At 60.2% G+C, this 23,246-nt stretch carries 20 protein-coding genes and 1 tRNA gene; 14 read left to right on the top strand and 7 right to left on the bottom strand.

Going from position 1 to position 23,246, the window contains the following annotated elements; all coding sequences use genetic code 11:
* Positions 1–112: 112 nt before the first annotated feature.
* Genes yidC through rpmH form a run of 3 tightly spaced genes read right to left on the bottom strand, consistent with a single transcriptional unit; the run spans position 113 to position 2,568 of the window.
* Positions 113–1,963: a membrane protein insertase YidC gene (gene yidC, locus RBB49_RS03200; RefSeq protein ID WP_306141358.1), complete on the bottom strand. Its 1,851-nt coding sequence runs from the start codon at positions 1,961–1,963 to the stop codon at positions 113–115.
* 9 nt (positions 1,964–1,972) lie between these two features.
* Positions 1,973–2,374 (bottom strand): ribonuclease P protein component, encoded by a 402-nt coding sequence (gene rnpA / locus RBB49_RS03195; protein WP_306141212.1) that lies wholly within the window; start codon positions 2,372–2,374, stop codon positions 1,973–1,975.
* A gap of 59 nt (positions 2,375–2,433) precedes the next feature.
* Positions 2,434–2,568, bottom strand: coding sequence for a 50S ribosomal protein L34 (gene rpmH, locus RBB49_RS03190; RefSeq protein WP_006934271.1), 135 nt, complete (start codon positions 2,566–2,568; stop codon positions 2,434–2,436).
* 359 nt (positions 2,569–2,927) lie between these two features.
* Here rpmH and RBB49_RS03185 point away from each other — a divergent pair, with 359 nt between their 5' ends.
* From RBB49_RS03185 to RBB49_RS03170, 4 genes are all read left to right on the top strand, one after another.
* Positions 2,928–3,713 (top strand): TVP38/TMEM64 family protein, encoded by a 786-nt coding sequence (locus RBB49_RS03185; RefSeq protein WP_306141211.1) that lies wholly within the window; start codon positions 2,928–2,930, stop codon positions 3,711–3,713.
* 53 nt (positions 3,714–3,766) lie between these two features.
* Positions 3,767–5,197, top strand: a complete 1,431-nt coding sequence (locus tag RBB49_RS03180; protein ID WP_306141210.1) for an NAD(P)/FAD-dependent oxidoreductase — start codon at positions 3,767–3,769, stop codon at positions 5,195–5,197.
* A 96-nt stretch (positions 5,198–5,293) separates the two neighbouring features.
* A complete protein-coding gene (locus RBB49_RS03175) occupies positions 5,294–6,766 on the top strand; it encodes a HAMP domain-containing sensor histidine kinase (RefSeq protein WP_306141209.1) in 1,473 nt (490 codons plus the stop codon).
* Positions 6,767–6,992: 226 nt separating this feature from the next.
* A tRNA-Arg gene (locus RBB49_RS03170) sits at positions 6,993–7,069 on the top strand.
* A gap of 16 nt (positions 7,070–7,085) precedes the next feature.
* Here RBB49_RS03170 and RBB49_RS03165 read toward each other — a convergent pair.
* The gene (locus tag RBB49_RS03165; RefSeq protein WP_306141208.1) at positions 7,086–8,093 is read right to left on the bottom strand and encodes a LacI family DNA-binding transcriptional regulator; all 1,008 of its coding nucleotides are present in this window, start codon (positions 8,091–8,093) and stop codon (positions 7,086–7,088) included.
* Between the two features lie 106 nt (positions 8,094–8,199).
* Between RBB49_RS03165 and RBB49_RS03160 the strand changes: the two genes are divergently transcribed.
* Together RBB49_RS03160 and RBB49_RS03155 are read left to right on the top strand one after the other, a co-directional pair.
* The gene (locus RBB49_RS03160; RefSeq protein ID WP_306141207.1) at positions 8,200–9,093 is read left to right on the top strand and encodes a phytanoyl-CoA dioxygenase family protein; all 894 of its coding nucleotides are present in this window, start codon (positions 8,200–8,202) and stop codon (positions 9,091–9,093) included.
* Positions 9,094–9,214: 121 nt separating this feature from the next.
* A complete protein-coding gene (locus tag RBB49_RS03155; protein WP_306141206.1) occupies positions 9,215–9,862 on the top strand; it encodes an HAD-IA family hydrolase in 648 nt (215 codons plus the stop codon).
* A gap of 118 nt (positions 9,863–9,980) precedes the next feature.
* On the opposite strand, the gene RBB49_RS03150 is transcribed toward RBB49_RS03155, so the two are convergent.
* On the bottom strand, positions 9,981–10,904 hold the full coding sequence (locus tag RBB49_RS03150; protein ID WP_306141357.1) for an NAD(P)-dependent oxidoreductase: 924 nt from the start codon (positions 10,902–10,904) through the stop codon (positions 9,981–9,983).
* Between the two features lie 228 nt (positions 10,905–11,132).
* Here RBB49_RS03150 and RBB49_RS03145 point away from each other — a divergent pair, with 228 nt between their 5' ends.
* The 5 genes from RBB49_RS03145 (at position 11,133) to RBB49_RS03125 (ending at position 18,169) form a co-directional block, all read left to right on the top strand.
* Positions 11,133–13,805: an AsmA-like C-terminal region-containing protein gene (locus tag RBB49_RS03145; protein ID WP_306141205.1), complete on the top strand. Its 2,673-nt coding sequence runs from the start codon at positions 11,133–11,135 to the stop codon at positions 13,803–13,805.
* A 235-nt stretch (positions 13,806–14,040) separates the two neighbouring features.
* Complete coding sequence (locus RBB49_RS03140) at positions 14,041–15,774, top strand: amidohydrolase (protein ID WP_306141204.1); 1,734 nt, start codon at positions 14,041–14,043, stop codon at positions 15,772–15,774.
* A 12-nt stretch (positions 15,775–15,786) separates the two neighbouring features.
* Positions 15,787–16,299, top strand: a complete 513-nt coding sequence (locus RBB49_RS03135; RefSeq protein ID WP_306141203.1) for a hypothetical protein — start codon at positions 15,787–15,789, stop codon at positions 16,297–16,299.
* Between the two features lie 57 nt (positions 16,300–16,356).
* The gene (locus tag RBB49_RS03130; protein ID WP_306141202.1) at positions 16,357–17,643 is read left to right on the top strand and encodes an agmatinase family protein; all 1,287 of its coding nucleotides are present in this window, start codon (positions 16,357–16,359) and stop codon (positions 17,641–17,643) included.
* Positions 17,624–18,169, top strand: a complete 546-nt coding sequence (locus tag RBB49_RS03125; protein WP_306141201.1) for a DUF3299 domain-containing protein — start codon at positions 17,624–17,626, stop codon at positions 18,167–18,169. Before RBB49_RS03130 ends, RBB49_RS03125 begins: the two co-directional genes overlap by 20 nt.
* A 75-nt stretch (positions 18,170–18,244) precedes the next feature.
* On the opposite strand, the gene RBB49_RS03120 is transcribed toward RBB49_RS03125, so the two are convergent.
* Positions 18,245–19,270 (bottom strand): AraC family transcriptional regulator, encoded by a 1,026-nt coding sequence (locus tag RBB49_RS03120; protein WP_306141200.1) that lies wholly within the window; start codon positions 19,268–19,270, stop codon positions 18,245–18,247.
* 467 nt (positions 19,271–19,737) lie between these two features.
* Here RBB49_RS03120 and RBB49_RS03115 point away from each other — a divergent pair, with 467 nt between their 5' ends.
* Positions 19,738–21,090: an aspartate aminotransferase family protein gene (locus RBB49_RS03115; protein ID WP_306141199.1), complete on the top strand. Its 1,353-nt coding sequence runs from the start codon at positions 19,738–19,740 to the stop codon at positions 21,088–21,090.
* On the top strand, positions 21,087–22,172 hold the full coding sequence (locus RBB49_RS03110; RefSeq protein ID WP_306141198.1) for an anhydro-N-acetylmuramic acid kinase: 1,086 nt from the start codon (positions 21,087–21,089) through the stop codon (positions 22,170–22,172). The genes RBB49_RS03115 and RBB49_RS03110 overlap by 4 nt, the downstream gene beginning before the upstream one ends.
* A gap of 33 nt (positions 22,173–22,205) precedes the next feature.
* Here RBB49_RS03110 and RBB49_RS03105 read toward each other — a convergent pair whose 3' ends face one another.
* A complete protein-coding gene (locus tag RBB49_RS03105; protein ID WP_306141197.1) occupies positions 22,206–22,742 on the bottom strand; it encodes a winged helix-turn-helix transcriptional regulator in 537 nt (178 codons plus the stop codon).
* A gap of 40 nt (positions 22,743–22,782) precedes the next feature.
* Here RBB49_RS03105 and RBB49_RS03100 point away from each other — a divergent pair, with 40 nt between their 5' ends.
* Positions 22,783–23,154: a VOC family protein gene (locus tag RBB49_RS03100; RefSeq protein ID WP_306141196.1), complete on the top strand. Its 372-nt coding sequence runs from the start codon at positions 22,783–22,785 to the stop codon at positions 23,152–23,154.
* Positions 23,155–23,246 lie beyond the last annotated feature (92 nt).

Here is a 23,246-nt window from a genome sequence, read left to right as displayed (position 1 = left end):
CGGCTTCGCCTTGCGGATTAGGTCTTGCTTTATCGGATCATCGGCTTGCAGGCTCCTGCGTGTTTCCAGTCAAATCGAAAGGCCCCGCTGGGGTGCGGGGCCTTGGGTTGTATCAGCTCTTTTCAGCCTTGTCAGCCTCGTCGTCCGAGGCCGGCTTTTTTCGTTTGAACATGGACCCGAGATTGTCCCAGAGTTCGACCTTGGCTCCCTGGCGGCGCATGATCACATATTGCTGCGTGATCGACAGGAAGTTGTTCCATGCCCAGTAGATCACCAATCCGGCCGGGAACGAAGCCAGCATGAAGGTGAAGACCACCGGCATCCAGGTGAAGATCATCTGCTGGGTCGGGTCCGGCGGTGCCGGGTTCATTTTCATCTGGATGAACATCGTGATGCCCATCAGCAGCGGCCAAACGCCGAGCATCAGGAGCTGGGGCGGATCCCACGGAATCAGCCCGAACAGGTTGAACAGCGAAGTCGGGTCCGGTGCGGACAGGTCCTGGATCCAGCCGAAGAATGGCGCATGGCGCATTTCGATGGTGACGAACAGAACCTTGTAAAGTGCAAAGAACACGGGGATCTGGATCAGGATCGGTAGGCAGCCCGCAAGCGGATTGATCTTTTCCTTCTTGTAAAGCTCCATCAGCGCCTGCTGCTGCTTCTGCCGGTCGTCCTTGTAGGTTTCCCGGATTTCGGTCATCTGCGGCTGCACGAGCTTCATCTTGCTCATGGAGACGTAGGACTTGTTTGCCAGCGGGAAGAAGATCAGCTTGATGATCACCGTCACGACGAGGATGGCGACGCCAAAGTTTCCGAGAAGGTGGAAGAAATAGTCGATCGCGAAGAACATCGGCTTGGTCAGGAAGTAGAACCAGCCCCAGTCGATCAGCAATTCGAACCGGTTGATGCCGATGGATTCCTCGTAGGCGTCGATCAGCTTGGTTTCCTTGGCACCGGCAAAAAGATAGGAGCTGGTTTCAGCAGCGCCGCCTGCAGGTACGGCGACACCGTTGCCAAGGTAGTCGGCCTGGAAATTGCCGGTCACGCGGGAAAAGCTGAAGCTTGGCTGGAATTCCTGGCCCGGAACCGGGATGAGCGTTGCAGCCCAGTATTTGTCGGTGATGCCGAGCCAGCCGTTGTCGACCTTGGCGGGCCGGTTCATGCCCTCTTCCTCAAGGTCCGAGTAATCAACCTCAAGCAGGCCTTCTTCGCCGAACACGCCGAGCAGGCCTTCGTGCAGGATCCAGATGCCGGTCGTTTCCGGAATGCCCTGGCGCGCAATCAGGCCGTAGGGGTAAAGCGTGACAGCGTCGGCCGAACTGTTGTCGACGGATTGTGCAACGGTGAACATGTAGTTCTCGTCGACGGAATAGGTGCGCTTGAAAACAAGACCTGCACCATTGTCCCAGCTCAACGTCAGTGGCGTCGACGGTGTCAGGGTACCATTGCCTTCGGCGGTCCAGACAGTGTCGGGTCCGGGCAGAGCTACATTGGTACCGGGATCGGCGACCCAGCCATAGTCGGTGTAGTAGGGTTGGGGGCTGCCCTTGGGTGAGAATAGGGCGATCGTCGGGCTGCTCTTGTCGACGGTCTCGTGGTAGTCCTTCAGACGCAGGTCGTCGAGGCGGGCGCCGGTAAGGTTGATCGAACCTTCAAGGCGCGGCGTGTCGATGACGACGCGATCACTGGCGGCAACCGCCAGCTCCCGGCTTCCGAAGACCGCATTCTGACCCACTGACTGTGCCGGAAGGGCTGCATTTTCGCCCGTCGTCGCCGACGGCTGAGGCGCGTCGGGATTTGCACCTCCGGCAGTGGCGGCCTGGCGCGCGGCGTCTGCCTGCTGCTGCTGCTCGATGGCGGCCTGCTGGCGTTCCAGTTCCGGCGTGGCAACAAAATACTGCCAGGCGAGCAAAACAATCAGGGACAGTACGATTGCCAGAATCGTGTTTCGGTTTTCGGAGATCAACTGGTATTACCCCTGTTTCCTGCGCGGTGTCGGTTGAGACGACCGGTTTCCCCTGCGCGGTTTACCCCGACCGCGCGGTGTCTCCGGATCCAGCACTTGGCTTAGGCCTGACTTAAGGTCTGCAACGAGTTTTTGAAAGGGAAGAGTGAGCGCGGTGTCGCGCGCAACGAGCACAAAATCCGCATTCTGCGGAATGTCGTCGTGGCAAAGCTCGGCAATCGCCGCACGCAGGCGCCTCTTGATGCGGCTGCGCACGACGGAGTTACCGGTTTTCTTGGTAACGGTGTAGCCGACCCGGGATGCCTCGTCCGAGCTGCGCTTCAAACCCTGAACGACAAAAGCGCGCCGACCCAATCGGCCGCCTTTGGCAACCGCGAGGAATTCGGAGCGCTTTTTCAAAGTGTCCATGGCAGCGGTGTGGTGTTGGCAGCAGCCGCCAACCCGGCGCACTGCGCACAGGTTGCCGATCAGGCGCTGAGGCTCTTGCGACCCTTTGCACGCCGGCGTGCGAGCACCTGACGGCCGTTCTTGGTGGCCATACGTGCGCGGAATCCGTGGCGGCGCTTGCGGACAAGACGGCTCGGTTGATACGTACGCTTCATTGTTCTTACCCGCGCGGATCGAGCGCGGCCCTTTTCATTTTAAATTCTTTGGTGGAAGCACTCGAAGCGCTGGAAGAGCGCGGCTCAAAACAGCCTTGGGTCCGAATGCATGTCCCAGTCGTGCGCGCTTATAAGCGCCGCGCAGCTTCAAGTCAACGTTGCGCGCCAAGAATCTCGGGGTGCAAATCCGTTCACGCACAGGTGAACGGCCGACACCATGGCGTCACTTATCGGTGAAGCACGCTTCTTTTTAAGTAGTTTAAGGTACATCTGCCAGAAAGACCAATACGGCGTCATCAAGAATCGCCGCGAACGCACTGCTGATAGGACGTGACATGCTGGGGGATAAGGCAGACCGAATGACCGGGCCGAAAGATACGGAACAGGATATCGAGGAGACGGTGAAACCTTCTGTTTCCGGCAAGTTCAGGAGATGGCTGCCGCTCGTGATTCTGCTGGCTCTGATGACCATTGCGTTTTCCCAGGGCCTCCACAAGCAACTGACCCTGTCCAACCTGATCATGCAGCGCCAGGACCTTATCGGATTTGTCGATCAGAACCTGCTTGCTGCCCTTGCCGTGTTCTGCCTTGCCTACATCGTTTGCGTTGCCCTGTCCTTTCCCGGCGCCTCTCTCCTGACGATTGCCGGCGGATTCCTGTTCGGCTGGATCGCCGGCGGAACCGTGACGGTTGTCGGCGCAACCATCGGCGCCTGCGCTGTATTCCTCGTCGCCCGGTCGTCCTTCGGAGAGGTCCTGACCAAGCGTGCCGGGCCGTTCCTGTCGCGCCTTGCCGAGGGGTTCCGGAACGAAGGCTTCAGTTACCTGCTGTTCCTGCGTCTTACGCCCGTTTTTCCGTTCTGGCTTGTCAACATCGCGCCGGCGATATTCCAGATGCGTCTTCCCACATATGCACTGGCAACCTTCATCGGCATCATCCCGGGCACCTTTGCATTTGCGTTTATCGGCTCCGGCCTGGACAGCGTCATTGAAGCCCAGGAAGCCGCAAACCCGGGCTGTGCGTCGGCCGGCAACTGCGAAATCGAGATTTCCGCTCTGGTCACGCCGCAGCTTTTGGCCGCATTTTTCGCGCTCGGGATTGCAAGCCTCATCCCGGTGGTTCTGAAAAAAATCCGTTCGGCCTGATCGTCACAGGTCCTTACCCGCCCAAGCCTCGTTCACCGCACCCGGAGCCCGCCATGGCAAAATTGCTGACCCCCGACATTTGTGTGATTGGTGCAGGATCGGGCGGCTTGTCGGTTGCCGCCGCCGCTGCCGCGTTCGGCGTGGACGTTGTGCTGATCGAAAAGGGCTTGATGGGCGGCGACTGTCTCAATTATGGCTGCGTTCCCTCCAAGGCGCTGCTTGCCGCCGCGAAGGCCGCTGCCGGCAACAGGAGCCAGGGCCGGTTCGGCATTCATTCGCAAGGCCTCGACATCGATTTTGCCAAGGCAAACGATCATGTGCGCAGCGTGATCGCTGCGATTGAGCCGCATGATTCGCAGGAGCGGTTCGAAGGCCTGGGTGTCACAGTTTTGAGGGATCCGGCCCGCTTCACCGATGCCGAAACAGTCTCGGTTGGCGATGTTGAAATCAAGGCGCGCCGTTTCGTGGTCGCCACTGGGTCGACCGCGCTTGTTCCGCCCATCCCCGGGCTGGATGAGGTGCCCTATCTCATCAATGAAACGCTCTTTGAACTGCGGGAAACGCCGAAACATCTGGCGATCATCGGCGGCGGTCCGATCGGGCTGGAAATGGCGCAGGCACATCGCCGTCTTGGAGCGGAGGTGACTGTCTTCGAGGCGGCAAAGGCACTTGGCAAGGACGATCCGGAACTCGCCGGTCTCGTGATCGAGTCGCTCAGGGACGAAGGTATCGAGATCCTGGAAGGCACGGCGGTCGAACGCGTTGAGCGGGCCGGTGAGGGGGTCAAGGTTGTTGCCAGGAGCGCGGACGGTACATCCGTCGAGACCGAAGCCAGCCATCTGCTTGTCGCTGCCGGACGGGCACCGAATGTCGACAACCTTGGACTGGACGAAGCGGGCATCAATTTCGACCGCAAGGGCATTGAGGTCGATAGCGGTCTGCGCACCACGAACCGCAAGGTTTATGCAATCGGTGATGTCGCCGGCGGATTGCAGTTCACCCATGTCGCCGGTTACCAGGCGGGTCTCGCCATACGCTCTATTCTCTTCCGCATGCCGGTGAAGATGAACAACGCCATCGTGCCGTGGGTGACCTACACATCACCGGAACTCGGGCATATCGGATTGACCGAAGCCGAAGCCCGGCAGGCCTATGGCAAAAAGGTCAGGGTGTTGAGTGCCGACTATGCCGGCAACGACAGGGCTCAGGCGGAAGGTGCGACCAAGGGTCGCCTGAAACTGATCGCCGGGCCGGGCGGGCGTCTGCTCGGGGCAGATATTGTCGGCACGCAGGCCGGTGAGATTCTCAATCTGCTTTCGCTGGCATTGTCCAAAAAGATGAAAATGAAGGATCTTGCCGGTTTCATCGCGCCCTATCCGACGCTTGGAGAATTGGTGCGGCGTGCGGCAATTTCATACTATGCGGACGTGCCAAAGAAAGTTTGGCTGCGCGGCTTGCTTGCGATATTGCGCAAGTTCGGATGAGTTTTATCGGTGTTGTTGGTGGTTTAGGTCATATTTTCATACTATTTGGGTCCATTCTATACGGATGTGACCTGTTGATTTTCGGGACGGAAAGAGATGAAGCATGAGGGCGCGCCGGAAGGCGCAGCGGTCCCTGCAGACGATACGGGAAAGGCTCCCCGGGCGATCGAGCGCCCGGAACGCCCCCGGCTCGGCGGCCTGTCAGGCAAGCTCCTGCTTCTGACAGTCGTTTTCGTGATGCTGTCGGAAGTCTTCATCTATGTTCCCTCGATCGCCAATTACCGCAACACCTGGCTGATGGACCGGCTGACGACGGCAGGCGTCGCCGCCTCCGTTCTGGCGGAAACCAGCACGATTGCACCGCGGCTTCAGGAAGAACTTCTGCAGACGACGGGTGCGGTTGCGATTTCGCTGGACCAGGGAACCCGGCGCAGCCTGATCGCCATGAATGACGTGCCCGGCGAGGTCGACTTCGTGGTCGACATGGCGAATGTCTCGGCACTCTCCTCGATCATCGGCAGTTTCCAGATCCTGACCTATCGCGGCGACGGCGTCATGCGCGTGATCGGCGTCGGCCAGATGGGGCACACGGAACGCGTCGATGTCGTTCTGCCCGTGGCCTTGCTGCAGCAGGACATGCTGGCGTTTTCCGGCCGCATCCTCGCGCTGTCGCTGTTCATTTCCGTCATCACCGCGAGCCTTGTCTATATCACCCTGCGGGCGCTTTTCATCCGCCCGCTGCGCCGGCTGACGCGCTCCATGGAACGCTTCGCGGAGAGCCCGGAGGACACCAGCCGGATCATCACGGTTTCGGGCCGCCAGGACGAACTGGGCGATGCCGAAATCCGGCTTGCCGCGATGGAAGAGGCCCTGTCGCGGGCCCTGCACCAGAAGCAGCGCCTCGCCGATCTCGGCCTGGCGGTTTCAAAGATCAACCACGACCTGCGCAACCTTCTGGCCTCAGCACAACTGTTCCTCGAACGCCTGGAACACGTGCCCGACCCGACCGTCAGCCGGCTGGCGCCGAAGATCCTCGCCACCCTCGACAGGGCGGTCGGCTATACCCAGGCGGTGATGTCCTACGGCAAGGCCCAGGAACGCCCGCCGCAGCGCCGCCTGCTTGCCCTGCAGCGGGTCGGCGACGACGTGGCCGACGTGCTCGGGCTTCAGGATCACGATACGGTCGCTTTCGAGAACAACGTGCCGGAGCACATCGAGATCGACGCCGATCCGGAACAGATCTTCCGCGTTCTGCTCAATCTCGTGCGCAACGCGTTGCAGGCCCTTGAAACGGAGAAGGACGAGACGCTTGTCCGCCGGATCACCATGGAAGCAATGCGCGAAGGCGACTGTGTGCACGTGGTCATTTCCGACACCGGGCCGGGCATCCCGGAGAATACCAGGAAAGCGCTCTTCAAGGCGTTTCACAGCGGTTCCAAGAAGGGCGGTATCGGGCTCGGCCTTGCCATCGTTGCCGAGCTTCTGAAGGCCCATGGCGGCAGCATCGATCTGGACGAGACCAGACCGGGCGCCTGCTTCCGTCTGAAGGTGCCCGACCGCCGGTCGTGAACCGGATGTCACGTGAGGGTGGGGCCTGTGCCTTTATCCAATTGCTTGGCTTTTCTGGCGGTTTTGGAACCGTGTGACAATTCCTTGAAAAAAAGTTCAAAAAGTCCCTTGCATTCCCTCCCGGGGCGCAGTAGGTAAGCGCCCTGTCCGGGGCACACGCGGCCCCGCTGCGCAGGACCGTTATTCGCTTCAACACAGTCCGAATAACCCGGTCCCTGCACCCGAAGCACCGGTAGCTCAGCTGGATAGAGCACCAGACTACGAATCTGGGGGTCGGGGGTTCGAATCCTCCCCGGTGCGCCACTCTTCAAAAATACCACTACGTTGTTCCGCGCACGACCAGCTTGTAGCCGAGGTCGATGACCTTTCGGGCTCTCGCGGCATCCGGGTCGAGCAGGGCTTGGGCTGACGCTGTTCCGATCGCCGTGCCGGGAACCTCGATCGTGGTCAGGTCGAAGCCGGATGGTCTTGCCACGTCGAACCCGCCAAATCCCGAAACCGCAAGCTCTCCGGGGACCTTCAGATTGCGCCGCCTTGCTTCGCAAAGGACACCCACCGCGACCGTGTCACTGACGCACATGACCGCGTCGATATGCGGATTTGCTTTCAGACACTCATCGAAAAATGCGGCCCCCAGTTCGATGCCGGGCGGCACGGCCTGTCCTTGGTCAGTCCAGGTGACCGGCGTCATGCCGGCCGTGTGAAGCGCGGCCTCATATCCTTCGCGCCGGCGGCGCCCGCGTGCATCCAGCAGGCCGCCGCCCCCCAGAAATGCGATGGTCTTGCGGCCGCTGTCGATCAGGTGACGCGCCATGTCATGTCCGGCCTGAAAATTCGAAAAGCCGACGGCGATGTCCAAAGGCGCGGGCGGCAACTGCCAGATCTCGACAACGGGGATGCTCAGGGATTTGAGGAGTTTCGACGTGCCGGCAGAGTGAGATGTGCTTGTCAGAACGATCCCGTCGGGCCGGCGCGCGAGCAGCGCGCGCAGGGCATCTTCCTCCACGTCCGGATCGTAACCCGTGCTGGTCAGAAGCAGTTCATATCCGGCTGCGCGCAGCGTGCCCGACAAGCCGTCCAGCGTTGAGGCGAAAACCGAGTCGCCGATTGTGGATACAATTGCGCCGAAGACACGGCTCCTGCTGGACGACAGGGCGCCGGCGGTGTTGTCGGGAACATAGCCGAGGTCGTCAATCGCCTTTTGAACGCGAAGCCGTTTTGACTCGGAGACTTTCTCAGGTGTCCGCAAGACACGGGAGACCGTGATCGTTCCGACCTTGGCCAGATCGGCGACATCCTTCATGGTGACCCACTTGTCTTTACCCAAGGTGTGGCTCCTTGTTGTTCATTGACGGGGCCAATAGACGATGGTATCGATACCAAATCAAGTATGGTATCGATACCAAAATAAACTTCACTCGGAGAACACCGCGATGCTCACCAAAGACCAGACCGAGTTCTACGTCGAGAACGGCTACCTTCTTGTCGAAGATGCCGTGACGCCGGAACAACTCGGGCGGATGCAGGAGATCACCCATGATTTCATAGAGCGTTCGCGCAACGTGAGCCAAAGCAACGACGTCTATGACCTGGACGAAGGCCATGGTCCCGAAAACCCGAGGCTGACGCGCATCAAGCTGCCGCACAAACAACACCCTTTTTTCTGGGACGTTCTGAAAAACTCCCGGATCACGGAAGTCCTGCGCCAACTGGTCGGGCCGGATGCGGTGCTGCAAACATCGAAGCTCAATGCAAAGGCACCGGGCGGCGGGGCCGCCGTTGAATGGCATCAGGACTGGGCCTTCTACCCCCATACCAATGACGACATGCTGGCCTTCGGCGTCTTTCTGGAAGATGTCACGGAGGAAAATGGCCCGCTTCAGGTTATTCCCGGTTCCCACAAGGGACCGATCTTGAGCCACAACAGCGCTGAGGGCGTTTTTTGCGGGGCTGTGGATCCGGGCGATCCGGATTTCCGGATTGAGAAGGCCGTCAAGATAACCGGCAAGGCGGGAAGCATGTCCATCCACCACGCACGCACCTTGCACGGCTCCGCACCGAACATCTCTGATCGCGCGCGGCTGATGCTTTTTTATGAATGCTGCGCGGCGGACGCATGGCCGCTCATGGGCGGTTCGGCCTACATTCAGCGCCTGTCGCAGCAGCAGCAATGGGACGACCTTCTGGACAGGATGATCATCGGAGATCCCGTGCTGCAACCGCGCATGAAGCAGCTCCCGGTTCGCTTGCCATATCCGCCGGCAGCGGATGTCAGTTCGATCTTCAAGGTCCAGAAATCCGGCGGCGCGAAAAGCGCGTTTGGCTGACAAAAAAGCGACTTGGCGCAGCGGAAAAAGATTGCAGCTGGCCACATCTCTGTCTTGGACGCGAATGGCAAGACCGCTATGAAGGGCTGTTTGCGATCCGCAGGGGTGTCGAGAGCCGTCCATGTCAGAAACGTGCGTCATATTTGATCTGGACGGAACACTCGTCGACAGCGAGATCCTGTGCAATCAGGCTTTCGTCGATCTTCTGCCGGAACTCGGCGAGACGGCGGAGCAACTGGTGCACCGCTATCGCGGCATAAAACTCGACCTCACCCTGGCCGATCTCGAAAAACGGCTGGGCAGGCGGCTGCCTGCAACGTTCGAGACGACCTACCGCGAACGTGTCGCGGAGCTTTTCTCCGAGCGGCTCCAGCCGGTGCCCGGTGCCGCGGCCATGCTAAAGAGCTTGGGCCGTCCAAAATGCATCGCCTCGAGCGGGCCGCCGCAGAAAATCGCCCACTCGTTGAAGGTGAGCGGTCTGGCATCGCATTTTGGACTGAACATCTACAGCTCCTACGTTGTCGGCATCTGGAAACCCGACCCCGGTCTTTTCCTGCATGCTGCGCGCGACATGGGACATGCACCTGAAAACTGCATCGTCGTCGAAGACAGCGATGTCGGCGTTCAGGCTGCGCATGCGGCCGGAATGGCGGTCCTGCGATACGACCCGCATGTCACCGCAATGCCTGACGACAGGGCCACTGTCTTTAGCGACATGTCTCAATTGAAAGAATTGATCGAGAGGCTTGAGGCGGAGCGGGCGGACTAGGGCATCCGGCACATCGCGAAATCAGGGACCAAGGCTCACGAAAAAACCACCTGCATGATCCCTCACACAGGTGGTTGTTCTCAAAGCCTTGAGTTGGCTCAGTTTCAGCCGCGAAGCCTCAGTCCAACTTGCGCAGGCGCTTGACAAGGGACGAGGTGTCCCAGCGGCCGCCGCCCATTTTCTGGACGTCCTTGTAGAACTGGTCGACAAGGGCGGTCACCGGAAGGCTGGCGCCGTTTTCATTGGCGGTGGCGAGGCAGATGCCGAGGTCCTTGCGCATCCAGTCGACGGCGAAACCGTGATCGAAGTGATCGTCGAGCATGGTCTCGTAGCGGTTGACCATCTGCCAGCTGCCGGCGGCGCCGCCACCGATCAGGTCAATGACCGCGCGTCCGTCGAGACCGGCCTTCTCGGCAAAGTGAAGCCCTTCCGACAGTCCCTGGACAAGACCGGCAATGCAGATCTGGTTGACCATCTTGGTCAGCTGCCCGGCGCCGCTTTCCCCGAGTCTGACGCATTTCTTGGCATAGGCGTCGATAAAGGGTTCGGCCGCGTCGTAAGCCGCCTGATCGCCGCCGCACATGACCACCAGCTGGCCGTTTTCAGCGCCGGCCTGTCCGCCTGACACGGGTGCATCGACGAAGGAAATGCCGCCGTCCCGGGCGACGTCATAAAGCTCGCGCGTCACCTTCGCGGACACCGTGGTGTGGTCAACGAAGATCGAGCCGGACGCCATGTCCTTGAACGCGCCGTCGTCGCCAAGACAGATCGAGCGCAGATCGTCATCATTGCCGACACAGGCCATGACGAAGGCAGCACCGGCAGCCGCCTCGCGCGGGGTCGGCGCGAAGGCACCGCCATATTCGGCCGCCCATTTTTCCGCCTTGGCCGTCGTGCGGTTATAGACCGTCACATCGTGACCGGCCTTCTGCAGGTAACCGGCCATCGGGTAGCCCATGACGCCAAGCCCAAGAAATGCAACCTTTGCCATTGAAAGTCCTCTTTTTTCAAACCTGTGTCTCGTGGTGCCCGGCCTTGCAATTGGGTCCCGCCGCCCTTTGCGGGACGCCGTGTGACATTGCGCCTTCGGCAATGCCGGTCTTGTTCAAATTGACTTAAAGGTGTTGGCGCGCCCGTGCAACCGGGGCAACAGCGGACCTGACGCGGATTTTACGCCGGCTTTTCAAATGCCGCGTTCTATCGGCGCCGAAACAGGCGTAGACTGGACACAAGGCTTGTTGACAGATGAACGTTAGGAGAGGCCGGCGGCTTGAGCAGCGAGGGCGAGAAAAGGACAGGCGGGCTGGTGCGGCTGTTGCGGATTTCCGCATTGACGCTGGTGACGCTTCTCGTGGCAGGCCTTGCCGTTGCCTACGCGGTCGCGACCCTGGACCTCTATTCCTCCGTCCGCCAGGAACAGGCCGCACAGGTCCTGACCCGAATATTCAACCGCCCCGTGGAAGTGCGCGGGCCCGTCGTTCTGACCCCTGGCCGGCGTCTTGGCGTGAAAATCGAAGACACCTACATCCAGCGGTCGTCCGGAGCTGCCAGCGGAGAAGGCCGTGTCTTTGACACGGTGGAGTTTGACGCGCCCTACGGTCTGCTGCGCGGCGACGTGTCCGGAATCCGGAATTTCAGCATGAGCGGGGCCGACATCGAATACCGCGCCGACCCGTCCGGCGAGCGCCGGCAGGCCTGGTCGTTCGAACTCTTGTCGATCCTTCTGAACAATCCGGTCTTCGACAATCTCGAACTGACCGATGTCGAGTTTCACTTCATCGACGAAGCGGACGGCTGGAACGAGGTCTTCAGGATCGAATCCTTCAAGCTGGCGACAACCGACACATCGCCGTCGACGGAAGTGAGCATCAAGGCGGCTGTCAACGGCACGCCGTTGAGCGCCTCGGGCGTGGTGCCGTCCTCCGTCTGGGTAAGCGACCATGACGGCCGCGGACCGTTCGATATGACGTTTGCCCTGCCCGGCCTCGAAACCAGTCTGAGCGGGACGGTCGACACCTCCGAGAAGGTCGCAAGCATAGATGGCGACCTCTCCGCGAAGTCGGACTCGGTCACCAAGCTCCTGGCCTCGCTTGGCCTTGAAAGCGCGGTCGAGGGCAAGGCGACGCTGACCTGGCAGTCGAGCGGCCCGGTCGACAGGTTCGACATCGCCGGTCTGAAGTTTGATTTCAACGGCGACGACGGCGATGTCATACATGTTCAGGGAACGGTCTCGGATGTGTTCCAGGGGTCCGTGTTCGATCTCGATTTCACCTCGAAATTTGCACAGCCCGAAGCGGCCTCGAGCTCATCGCTCGCCATTAACCTGAAGGAGGTTTCCGGCCGCGTGAGCGGGCCGATTGAATCGCTCTCGATCGACCGCACGATCGTGACGACGAACGCGGTGTTGCTGGAATTCGACGAGATCGGACCGATTTCGGTCGGGCGCATTGTCAAGGGTGACGGCAACCGGATCGGCCTCAAGGACATCACCATCCTCGACGGTCCGGAAGGTGCGCCGTATCTCGTCATGAAGGGCGACGTGGAAGATATTCTGGCGCTCAAGGGCGTGTCGCTCTCCGGTACGTTCGAGCTTCCCACCGCTGTGCTCATGAACAGGCCTGCCGGCGACGCCCCGGGCCTTGGCACGGTCAAGGGGACTGTTGTTGTCGGGGAAACCTCGGGAGCGCTCGGGCTTGAGGAACTGCGCGGCAAAACGGCAGGCACCGATCTGATGGAGCTGGGTTTTGCGCTTGCAATACCGGAATTCCGGGTGCTTGACGAACTGGAGTTTTCGACCGAACTGACATTGCCGAAGCCGGAGGCAGCGCTCTCCGAACTCGGCATCAGGACCGACAGGAACTTCCCGGAAATCCGCTTTTCCGGCTCCAGCGGGCTTTCGTCTGATGGGGCAAATTTCAAGGGAGATCTTGTTTCCGGCGCAACGCAGGTAAACGCGGATTTACACCTCAACCCGGCGGAAGTTGACGGCAAGTGGATGCTGACCGGTGCGATTTCATCGCAGGAGATGGACTTCACCGATCTTGCCGCGCTGACGGACTTTGCCCAGCTGAGCGTGACCGGCGAGGAAAACGGACCCGACATAGAACTGACGAAGGAATTCGAGGCCGCCCTGAGCGCGAAGGTCGGACTGGACGTGAAAAAGATCGTCTCGGGCAAGAAGCACGCCGGCAACCTGACCGGCACACTGGAGTATGACGCCGATCACCTGAAGCTGGCCGGGCTGAAGCTCGACTATATCGGTGGCACGGTCAGCGGCGACTTCGGTGTCAACCTCGGCAAGGAAAATCATCCCGCCCACGCCCACGGGCGCATGGAGAAATTTCCGCTCAGGAGCCTGATGAACGAAATTGGCTTGACGGCGCCGATATCCAGCACGGTTTATGCGAGTTTTGACGTCACCGGCAACGCCCGGTCCGAAACGGGTTTCCTGAAGACGCTGTCCGGCAACGTGTCGGCATCCCTTTGGGGCGGCACCTTGCCGAACCGCATTCTGGACCTGACCGGGCTGAACGTCTTCACCTGGCTGGTGACCAGCAACAAGGAGCACACCAGCAAGCTTGTCTGCGCAGTGCTGCCGCTGCATTTTAGGAACGGTGTCGCCACATCGAAGCGCATGATCGTTGAAACGGAAAATGTCCAGCTTGTCGGAGCGGGCACCGTGAACCTGAGATCCGGTGCGCTGGATCTATCCTTTGCACCCCGCGCCAAGCGCAAGCAGCTTGTCGAAATCGTCTCGCCGTTCGAAATCCACGGAACGCTCGGCAAGCCTGATGTCACTGTCAGGGATGCCGGTCCGGGCAGGGCCATCGGCGAGGTCGTGTCGCTGCCGCTCAATCTTGTCAGCCACATTTTCAGGGGCTCGGGTCCGATCGACGAAAAGGCACGCCCCTGCACCCTGCCGAAGAATTCCGGTCCGAAATGAGTCGTGCGGCAGCCGGGAGCCGGCTGTTCCGTCAAGCGCAGCTCTCTCTTCTCTGATGCGTTGATCCACCGCCTTCAGGCACGTACCGGGATAAGATCCACGGCGGCCTTGTCAGGATTGACACCCTGACAACCAGCCCGGGATGTGTGACCTTGAATCCAGTTAAAGCATTGAGAACGAAGCGTAACTTTATAACGTTTCAGATTGTGATGCCGCTATGCTGGGGAGTGAATTAATGCGTTTTGAAAGTGTTTTGGCCCTGTCGACCGCACTCCTTGTGAGTGCTTCAACCATAACTTTCGCGCAGAACCCCCGGGCAAACCCGTCGACCGATTTCGCCCTGATCAATGGCCAGATCCATACGATGGATGAAAACAGCACGGTGGCCGAAGCCATTGCGATAGAAGGCGACGAGATCGTCTATGTCGGCGACGCCGCCGGCCTCGGCGATGTCATCGGCCTCGGCACCGAAGTCATCGACTTGGAAGGCAAAATGGTGCTGCCCGGATTTGTCGACGGGCATATTCATGCAGCTGTTGGCGGCCTGATCATGCTTGGTGTCGACCTTCAGACGGACGACAAGGACGAACTTTTCGCGCGCATCCGCGAAGAAGTGGAAAACAAAGATGACGAGGTGATCCTTGGGTACGGCGTCCGCTTCAATCCTTGGACGGACGGCAATCCGACAGCGGCGATGCTGGATGAGATCGAAAGCGAGCGTCCGATCTATTTCTGGGCGATAGACGGCCATGCCGCCTGGGTGAATTCCAAGGCGCTGGAGATGGCCGGCATCGACAAGGACACACCGGACACCGCCCCCGGATTTTCTTTCTTTGAACGTGATGCCGATGGCAATCCGACCGGCTGGATCATCGAGGTTCCGGCACAGCTCCAGGTCCTGTCCGCTCTGATCGACATAACGCCTGAATTCATGGCCGGCGGTGTGCGAGAATGGCTGGACCGGTTTGCAGCTGCCGGGATTACCGCGGTTCATGACCACGGCATTCAGGGCATGAGCCAGGAAGAAGGCTTCCAGATGATGGCTGACTTCGAAGAGGAAGGAGAACTTCCGCTTCGTTTCATCGGCTCCTGGTACTGGAACGACGGCAGCATCGATCCGCTGCCGGGAACGCGTGAGCTGCGCGAGCGTTTCAATTCGGATCTGGTCAGGGCGCGTCACCTGAAAATCAACATGGATGGCGGCGACGACAAGTGGAATGCGCTTTACGTCGACCCTTATACCGACAAGCCGGATATCGTGCCCGAGCCGATCATTCCCTACGATGTCGTACAGGACGCGGTCGTTCGCGCCGACGCTGAGGGGATTGATGTTACGTGTCACTGTTTCGGCGATCTTGCAGTGAGAAAACTGCTGGATGCGGTCGATGAAGCGATCAGGGTCAATCCGCCCCGGGACCGGCGGCACAAGATAACCCACGGAACGCTGATCCATCCGGATGACGCCGCGCGTTTCGGAGACCTCGGCGTGATCTACGATTCTTCGGGTGCCTGGATGAGCCTCGATCCGCTGCTGCAGAGCGTGTCAACCGAGAGGCTTGGCGAAGACCGGGTCCAGGGCATGTTTCCCGTGACAACTGTGCTGGCGGGCGACGGTGTGTTCTCGTTCGGGTCGGACTGGCCTGTATCGGGATACGTTTCGGAGTATCGCCCCTTGGCAGCAATAGAAACCGGGATCACGCGCACGCTCGATGGCCGCAAGGATGTGCCGCCGCTTGGCGGTCCTGACGCGGGAATGTCTCTGGAACAGGCGTTGCGGTCTCACACAATAGATGCCGCCTACGGTATCGGGATCGACGATGAGGTTGGCAGCCTCGAAGTCGGCAAGAAAGCCGATCTGGTCGTGCTCTCGGAAAACCTTTTCGAAATTGACCCGAACGATATCTCTGAAGTGGACGTTCTTTACACCATGATGGGCGGCCGGCTCACCTACGACAGTACGGCTGAATAGGGGAGGCGGGTCATGCGTATTCTGCTCGCCGCTTGCCTGATTTTAACCGGCACTTCAGCCGGTCTGGCCTGCGGCAATCCGCTGCTCTGGGCAATGCTGTTCGCCAAGGTGCCGGAGGCGAAGGTCGTCTATGAAGCCGAACTTGCCGCACGCGCGGACGGGCTGATCACCGCGCGCGTTTACGACGCCCGGCCCGGGGAGGCCTATCACCTCTGGTCAAAAGCCTGGATCATGGATCTGGCAAAAGAAATGCAGCCGACTGTCGAGAACAGATTGGAACCGGGTCAGTCCCTGACCATCCTGCTGGCAGACGAGGTTGCCGCGGTGCGCTTCTCCCGCGAAGCAGGTGTGGAGTTCGTGCCTGCCGCCGGTCTCGGCCGGATCGCGCGCTATGACCTGATCACAAGCACAAATGCGCTGAAAAGCGTCTGGCGGGATGGTCTGAGCTACGAGGAGATGCTCACCTTTGACCTTGCCAGAACGCAGGAAAACAAAAGCGATCAATTTCTGAAGGCCTTCTTCTGACGGTCTCCGATCTTTGCAGGCGGACGCCTTCAAAAAACAACAAGCGTGGGGGGAAACATGCTCAAAGACACGAATATCAGAACCGTGCTGCCACTCCTGGCCGCAACCTGTGCCCTGCTGCTGTCCACGGCAGTATCCGCACAGTATTTCGGCCACGAATACGAGGGCAGGCAGGCACCTATCCGCGAGGGCGAACAACCGGTTGTTCCGCTCGACACCGGGGACCCGACCTATAATGCGTGGCGCACGCCGCTTCCCAGCTACGAAGGCGAGAAAGAGGGGCGCAAACCCGGGCTGGTGGATCCGGCACGGTTCTACGGCCAGGGCTATGCCCAACTGCCGACCTTCCTGCATCAGCCGCTGGCGTTCACGCCCGCGGATCTCGCCGCCGCCGAAGTCGATGTCGCGATCATGGGCGCCTTCACCGACATGGGCAGCGGTGCCCGCGGCGCCTCGCGCGGCCCGAACGCCGTGCGCAATTCATCGATCTACCTCGGCTACGGGGCACGGCAGCCGCATATGCACGTGATGGTCGACCCGCTTCAGGACATGACGGTCGTGGACTACGGCAACGCTCCAAACGACATGATGAGCACGGAGCGCACCATCCACGCGGTGCGGTCCTTCGTGCGCCAGGTTGCGGAAGTTCAGCACGCCGACGGAAGCCGCGTCATCCCCTTCATTATCGGCGGCGATCATTCGCTGATGTATCCCGATGTCGCGGCGCTGACCGATGTCTACGGCAAGGGCAATGTCGGCGTGGTACATTTCGATGCCCATTACGATGCCGGAAAATACGGTTTCGGCCACCTCATCAACCACGGCATGCCCGTCTACCGGCTGATCGAGGAAGGTCTGGTTGACGGGCGGAACTTCATCCAGGTCGCGCTACGCGGTTACTACCCGGACGAAAAAGCCTTCGAGTGGATGCGCGAAAACGGGTTCCGTTATCACACCATGGCCGAGATCGAGCGCCGCGGGTTCGACGCGGTCATGGAAGACGTGATCGCGGAGGCCAATGACGGGCCGGAGTATATTTTCGTCTCCTTCGACATCGACACGCTCGACCCGGCCTTCGTGCCGGGAACAGGGACGCCGGAGCCCGGCGGTCTGATGCCGCGTGAGGTCTTCCCGATCATCCGGCGGCTCTGCGCTGAATCGAACGTGATCGGTTTCGAACTGGTGGAACTCGCACCCCTGATGGACCCGACCTATGTCTCCGCCCTCAATGCCAACCGGGTGGTTCGGGAGTGTCTGACCGGCATTGCCATGCGCAAGCAGGGACTGACAGATCCGCATTACCTGAGCCCGCTCACGGTGACCCATGGCCAGGGCAAGGAGTGACCGGTTTGCCCTCGGCGCTTTGGTGCTGATGGTCCTCTGCCCCGGGTCTGCAGCAGCGGACCCGGTGACGCTGTCCTGGGCGGACTTGCGCGCAAACCGTCCGGCATCCTGCGCCGCGTTTCTCGACAACTACCTGAACCAGCCGAAATGCGCGCAGCAGGCGGGCTCGGCGCGATTGCTGTCGCGCCGCTACGAAGCCTGCGCGCCGGGTACCGAAGGCCTGGACGGTGTCGCGGTGCGGATCGCCGGTTACGCGCACCCGCTTGAATTTGAATTCAGGGATGTGAAGACGTTCCTGCTGATCCCGCCGCTGCGCCAGGATTGCAACCACCCGCCGCCGCCCTTGCCGGACCAGGTGATTGCGGTTGATTTTCCGGACGGGCTGGACGTTTCCGCCGACCCTGTCTGGGTCACCGGTGTGCTGCGGCTTCAGCAAAGCAAGACCCATCTGGCAACGACCGCCTACACACTTCAGGCAATGACCGTCACACCGGCGAACATCCCGGATGTGTCCGGCGGGGACTGATGCCGGCTCCCCGCGTCGCAAGGATACATGAAGGCTCTGAGCGCGTCTCAGTGACCTGATCGTTCCGGAATAGTGTTATCCCGCTTTCAGGCCGCGAACTTCCGAGGCGCGGGCGCCGGGGGTGACACCGAACCAGCGTTTATAGGCACGGATGAAGGCGGGCGAGTCCGAGTAGCCCAGCAGGTAGGCGATCTCGGGCAGGGACAGGTCGCTTTTGTGCAGATACTCCTCGGACAGGTTCCGCCTGACGTCCTCAAGGACTTCCGAAAATGTCGTGCCTTCGTCCGCAAGCCGCCGTGCGAAGGTGCGCTCGGTCATGCCCAGCTTGGCCGACACCGTGCTTGCCGAACTCTGTCCGCGCGGCAAACCGTCGATGATGTGGAACTCGACATTGGAAAGAAAGCTTTTCGGGGTGGAGCGCCGTTCCGCCAGCATCCTGTCGGCAACATTCGACATGAGCGCCTGGAGATCCTTGTCGGAATGCACCAGCGGCGTTGCAAGATCCTCGGCATGAAACACGATCCCGTGCATGTCGCTGCCGAAAAAGATCGGGCAGCCGAAAAAGAGCTTCATTTCCGCGGGCGCCTCGGCGCGCTGATGATGAAAGTGGATTTCGGCAGGCCGGAGTATTCTTCCTGTGCCGAACCGGTAATTGGACAGGATTGCGGCCATGCCCGCTTCATTGGCCTGCCGCTTGAAATAGGAACTCCGGTCGACTTCCTGATAGGAGAGCTTTGCGGTCGTCTCGGTCTTGGCGAGCGAGAGCCGGTAGCTGTCGACGAAGATATTGACGTATTTGACGTGGTTCTGGATCGCCTGCTCCAATGTCGCCGCCGAGATGCCGAGATAGGCGATCACGCCGAACGTGCCGGTGGGCGTTGCCTTGCCGACATCGAAGCCGAACAGGTCGTCATCGAGAAATCTGGCGGCCTGTTCCAGAAAGGCATCGGATTTCTTGAGCGGAACCCGGCGGTCGAAGCCTTCGAGGTCTTCAGGGGTCAGTCCCGCTGCCTCGAGCGCATCCGAAAAATCCTTGCCTCGGCTCGCCATCACCTTCACGGCGGCCCGGATCAATGCAGCATCGACTTCGGCTTCGCTCAAAACGGCCTCCCCCAGGCTATTTGGCACGAAATGACAGCATATTGGCTGGCGCTGACAATCGAAAGCACGATTGTATGCCCAAATAAGAATTGTACAGACGGTACTGATAAAACAAAGAAATTCCGCACGAAAAAAACCGTCGGTAAATTACAAAGTCGTCGCGGAAAGATTGCCTACTCCGGCTATACGGTTGTTCGTCGTGCCTGTTCTGCCCCCCCATCGGCCGCGACGAACGGGCTGTGGTTCCCGACCATGGCTGGCCGTCAGCCACATTGACCGCGCCTCGGCGCGGTCTTTTTGTTTTTGCAGCTTGAAAACACCTCTTCCGCGCCACGTTGCCGGTCACAGGAAAAAGATTCCCGTTGTACTGCGCTCTGGACGGCACTAGCTTGGCGATTGCCGGGACGCAGCACGTGTGGCAGCAGGCCGGTTCATCTTCCACTCAGCCAGTTCACATGAGGCGTTTCATGGCGCAGTTGCCGAATTCTCTCGAAGCCCGCGATATCGCTGTTCAACTTCATTCCTATGCCGATGCCCGCCGCCAGGAAGACACTGGCTCGCTTGTCATCGACAAGGGCGAGGGGATCTATGTGGAAGACATCAACGGCAAGCGCTATATCGAGGGCATGGCAGGCCTCTGGAGCGTCGCCGTCGGCTTCGGTGAAAAGCGCCTGGTGGAGGCCGCGACCCGCCAGATGGAAAAGCTGCCCTATTATCACACCTTCACATACAAGACCCATGGCCCCTCCATCGAGCTTGCCGAAAAGCTGATCGAGATGGCGCCGGTGCCCATGTCCAAGGCCTATTTCACCAATTCCGGTTCGGAAGCCAACGACACAGCGATCAAGCTGATCTGGTACCGGTCCAACGCCCTTGGCCAGCCGGAGCGCAAGAAGATCATCTCGCGCATGCGCGGTTATCATGGCGTGACAGTCGCTTCCGCCAGCCTGACGGGCCTGCCGAACAATCACCGGTCCTTCGACCTGCCGCTGCCGCAGATCCTGCACACGACCAGTCCGCATTACCGCACGATGAAACAGGACGGCGAGAGCGAAGCGGAGTTTGCAAAACGGTGTGCGCAGGATCTTGAAGACCTGATTCTGGCCGAAGGGCCCGAGACCATCGCCGCCTTCTTTGCCGAGCCCGTCATGGGCGCGGGCGGCGTCGTGGTGCCGCCCGAAGGATATTGGGAAGCGGTCCAGCCGATCCTGAAGAAATACGGCATCCTCTTCGTCGCCGACGAGGTGATCTGCGGGTTCGGCCGCACGGGCAATATGTTCGGCACGGAGACCTTCAACCTGCAGCCCGACATGATGACGCTCTCGAAAGCCCTGTCGTCGTCCTACCAGCCGATCTCCGCGCTCCTGATCAACGACACCGTCTACGAGCCGATTGCCGACGAGTCGCACCGGATCGGCGTTCTGGGACATGGCTACACCGGCAGCGGGCATCCGGTTGCCGCCGCCGTTGCCCTGGAGAATCTCAAGATCATCGAGGAGCGCGATCTGGTCGGTCACGTCAAGGAGATCGCACCAACGTTTCAGGCGCGGCTGAAAGGGCTCGCCGACAATCCGCTGGTTGTTGAAACGCGCGGCATCGGTCTGATCGGCGCGGCTGAACTGCATCACCCGGCCCATTCCGACACGCCGGGTTCCCTTGGTGCAGCAAGCAACGCAGTCTTCCACGAAAACGGCCTGATTTCGCGCGCGATGCTGGACGCCATGGCATTTTGCCCGCCGCTGATCATCACCGAACAGCAGGTGCACGAGATGTTCGATATCGCCGAGCAAAGCCTGAAGAAAGTGGCCGATACCTTATGACCGGCTGGTCGATCGTCGGCACCATCAGCGGGACGTCCGCCGATGGCATAGATCTGGCGGAGATCACCACGGATGGCCATACGATTGGCCGCTTTGGCCCGGCTGAGACGACCGGCTACCGGCCGGCAACGCGCGAACGTGTTCTGGCTGCGGCCGGGCGGAAAGGCGCGGGACGCGAAGACTGGCCGCAGATCACGCAGGATGTGACGGCGGATCACGCCGGTGCCATTCGCGCGTTTGTCGATACCAATGCGCTCCAGCCGGACGCGGTCGTGTTTCACGGCCAGACGGTCTGGCATGACCCGAAAGCCGGTGAGACGGTGCAACTCGGTGATCCGCAAGCGTTGGCGGATGATCTTCGCTTGCCGGTGATCGCCGACGTTCGTCTTGCGGACATGGAAGCGGGTGGTGAGGGGGCGCCCCTCGTGCCGGTCTATCACCAGGCACTTGCAAAGACGCTTGTCGGGGTGGACCGGGAACCGCTTTGCTTTCTCAATATCGGCGGGGTTTCCAATCTGACCTTCATCGACGGCGACGGCTTGCTCGCCTTCGATATCGGTCCGGGGAACGCCCTTCTCGACGACTGGGTTCGCCAGCATGACGCAGGTGATTTCGACGCGGGTGGTGTGATCGCCGCGAAGGGCAAGGCGGATGAAGCACGCCTGTCAGACGCCTTGAAACATCCGTTCCTGTCCGAGCCCGGACCAAAGTCGCTGGACCGCTACAGCTTTTCAGGCAACTTCGTCGACGGCATGAGCCTTGAGGACGGCGCGGCGACACTGTTGACCTTCACAGCGGAAGTGATTGCAAAGGCTGAAAGTCTGTTGCCCAGGCCGCCGCGCCTTTGGCTCGTCTGCGGCGGCGGCAGGCTGAACCCGGTCCTGATGCAGGCCCTGCGTAACCGTCTTTCCGGAGATGTTGTCTCGGCCGATGATTTCGGGATCGACGGGGATGCCCTGGAAGCGCAGGCGATGGCATTTCTGGGCGCGCGGCTCAAAGCCGGATTGCCGACGACCTTCCCGGAAACGACGGGAGCTGCCGAGCCGATCACTGGTGGAAAAGTCTATCTTCCAGCTGCCTGACGGTTAGGGCCGGTTGTCCTTTCGGGCCGTCCCCTAGATGCGGAGCCCTATCGCCTGGTTGATGTTTCTGCCCTGGTTCACGGCAAGATAGGTCGGGTAAGGCGCACGCTGGCTGACGTCGATGTCCCGTTTCAGCCATTCGCGATCCTCCAAGAGGCACAATGACTGTGACAGCGCGCGATCGGTGACCGGCCCGAGATCCGACTTGATCGCCGAAAACCGTTTCGGCGTTTCGGTAAGGGCAAGGATCGGGACGGCCCAGCTTCGTTTCAGAACCGAGAACGCGTCGTTGTCCGGCACGCTTTTCAAGATGCGGCTCGCCATGGCCGCGACGACGGCACCTTCCGCCGTCAGGCGGAACTCCGGCCGCAACGGGTGCCCGTGACCCGGGTTCTTCTCGATCATGCCGAGCCGGATCAGATGCTCCAGGCTGTTCGCAAAGGACGTGCGGCTGGCTCCGGTTGCCGCGACCAGCGGCGCCTGGCGTCCGGGAGCCCCGTCATGCAGCAGCGCCAGGATTTTCAGCGACCAGGCCTTGGATGTGAGCTTGACAAGCAGGGTCAATTCCATAAAGTATATTTAATATATTTTTGATACAAAGGAAAGTCACATGTCCGTCGTTTCTCTGGAAAACACAATCACTTTGGCCCTCTCGGTGCGCGACAGGCATGCCAGCGCAAAATGGTATTTGGACAATCTCGGCTTCGAACTTCTGTATCATGCCGATGAAGTCGGCTGGAGCGAACTTCAGACGAAAACGGAAGGGGTGACGCTGGGTCTGGGAGAGCAGGTTGAGCCGGCACCCGGGAACATGGTTCCGGTTTTTGGCATCGCCGATATTTCGACCGCGCGCACCGCCCTGGAAAAGGCAGGCGTGAAATTCGACGGTGACACCGAGACCGTTGAAGGCATGGTCAGCACCGCGACCTTTTATGATCCGGACGGCAATGCGCTCATGCTCGCGCAGGATCTTTCGAAGTAAAGGCCTGAATCGAAATAATTGATCAAAATATACATCGGCTTTTTGTGCTCACTAAATAAAGGTATGTAATATTTGTTTTCATTGATGAATTA

Origin of the sequence: Roseibium sp. MMSF_3412 (assembly GCF_030733265.1) — a bacterium.
Lineage (GTDB): Bacteria > Pseudomonadota > Alphaproteobacteria > Rhizobiales > Stappiaceae > Roseibium.
The sequence above is the reverse complement of the archived record's forward strand: the minus strand, read 5'-3'. Positions and strand labels throughout refer to the sequence as shown.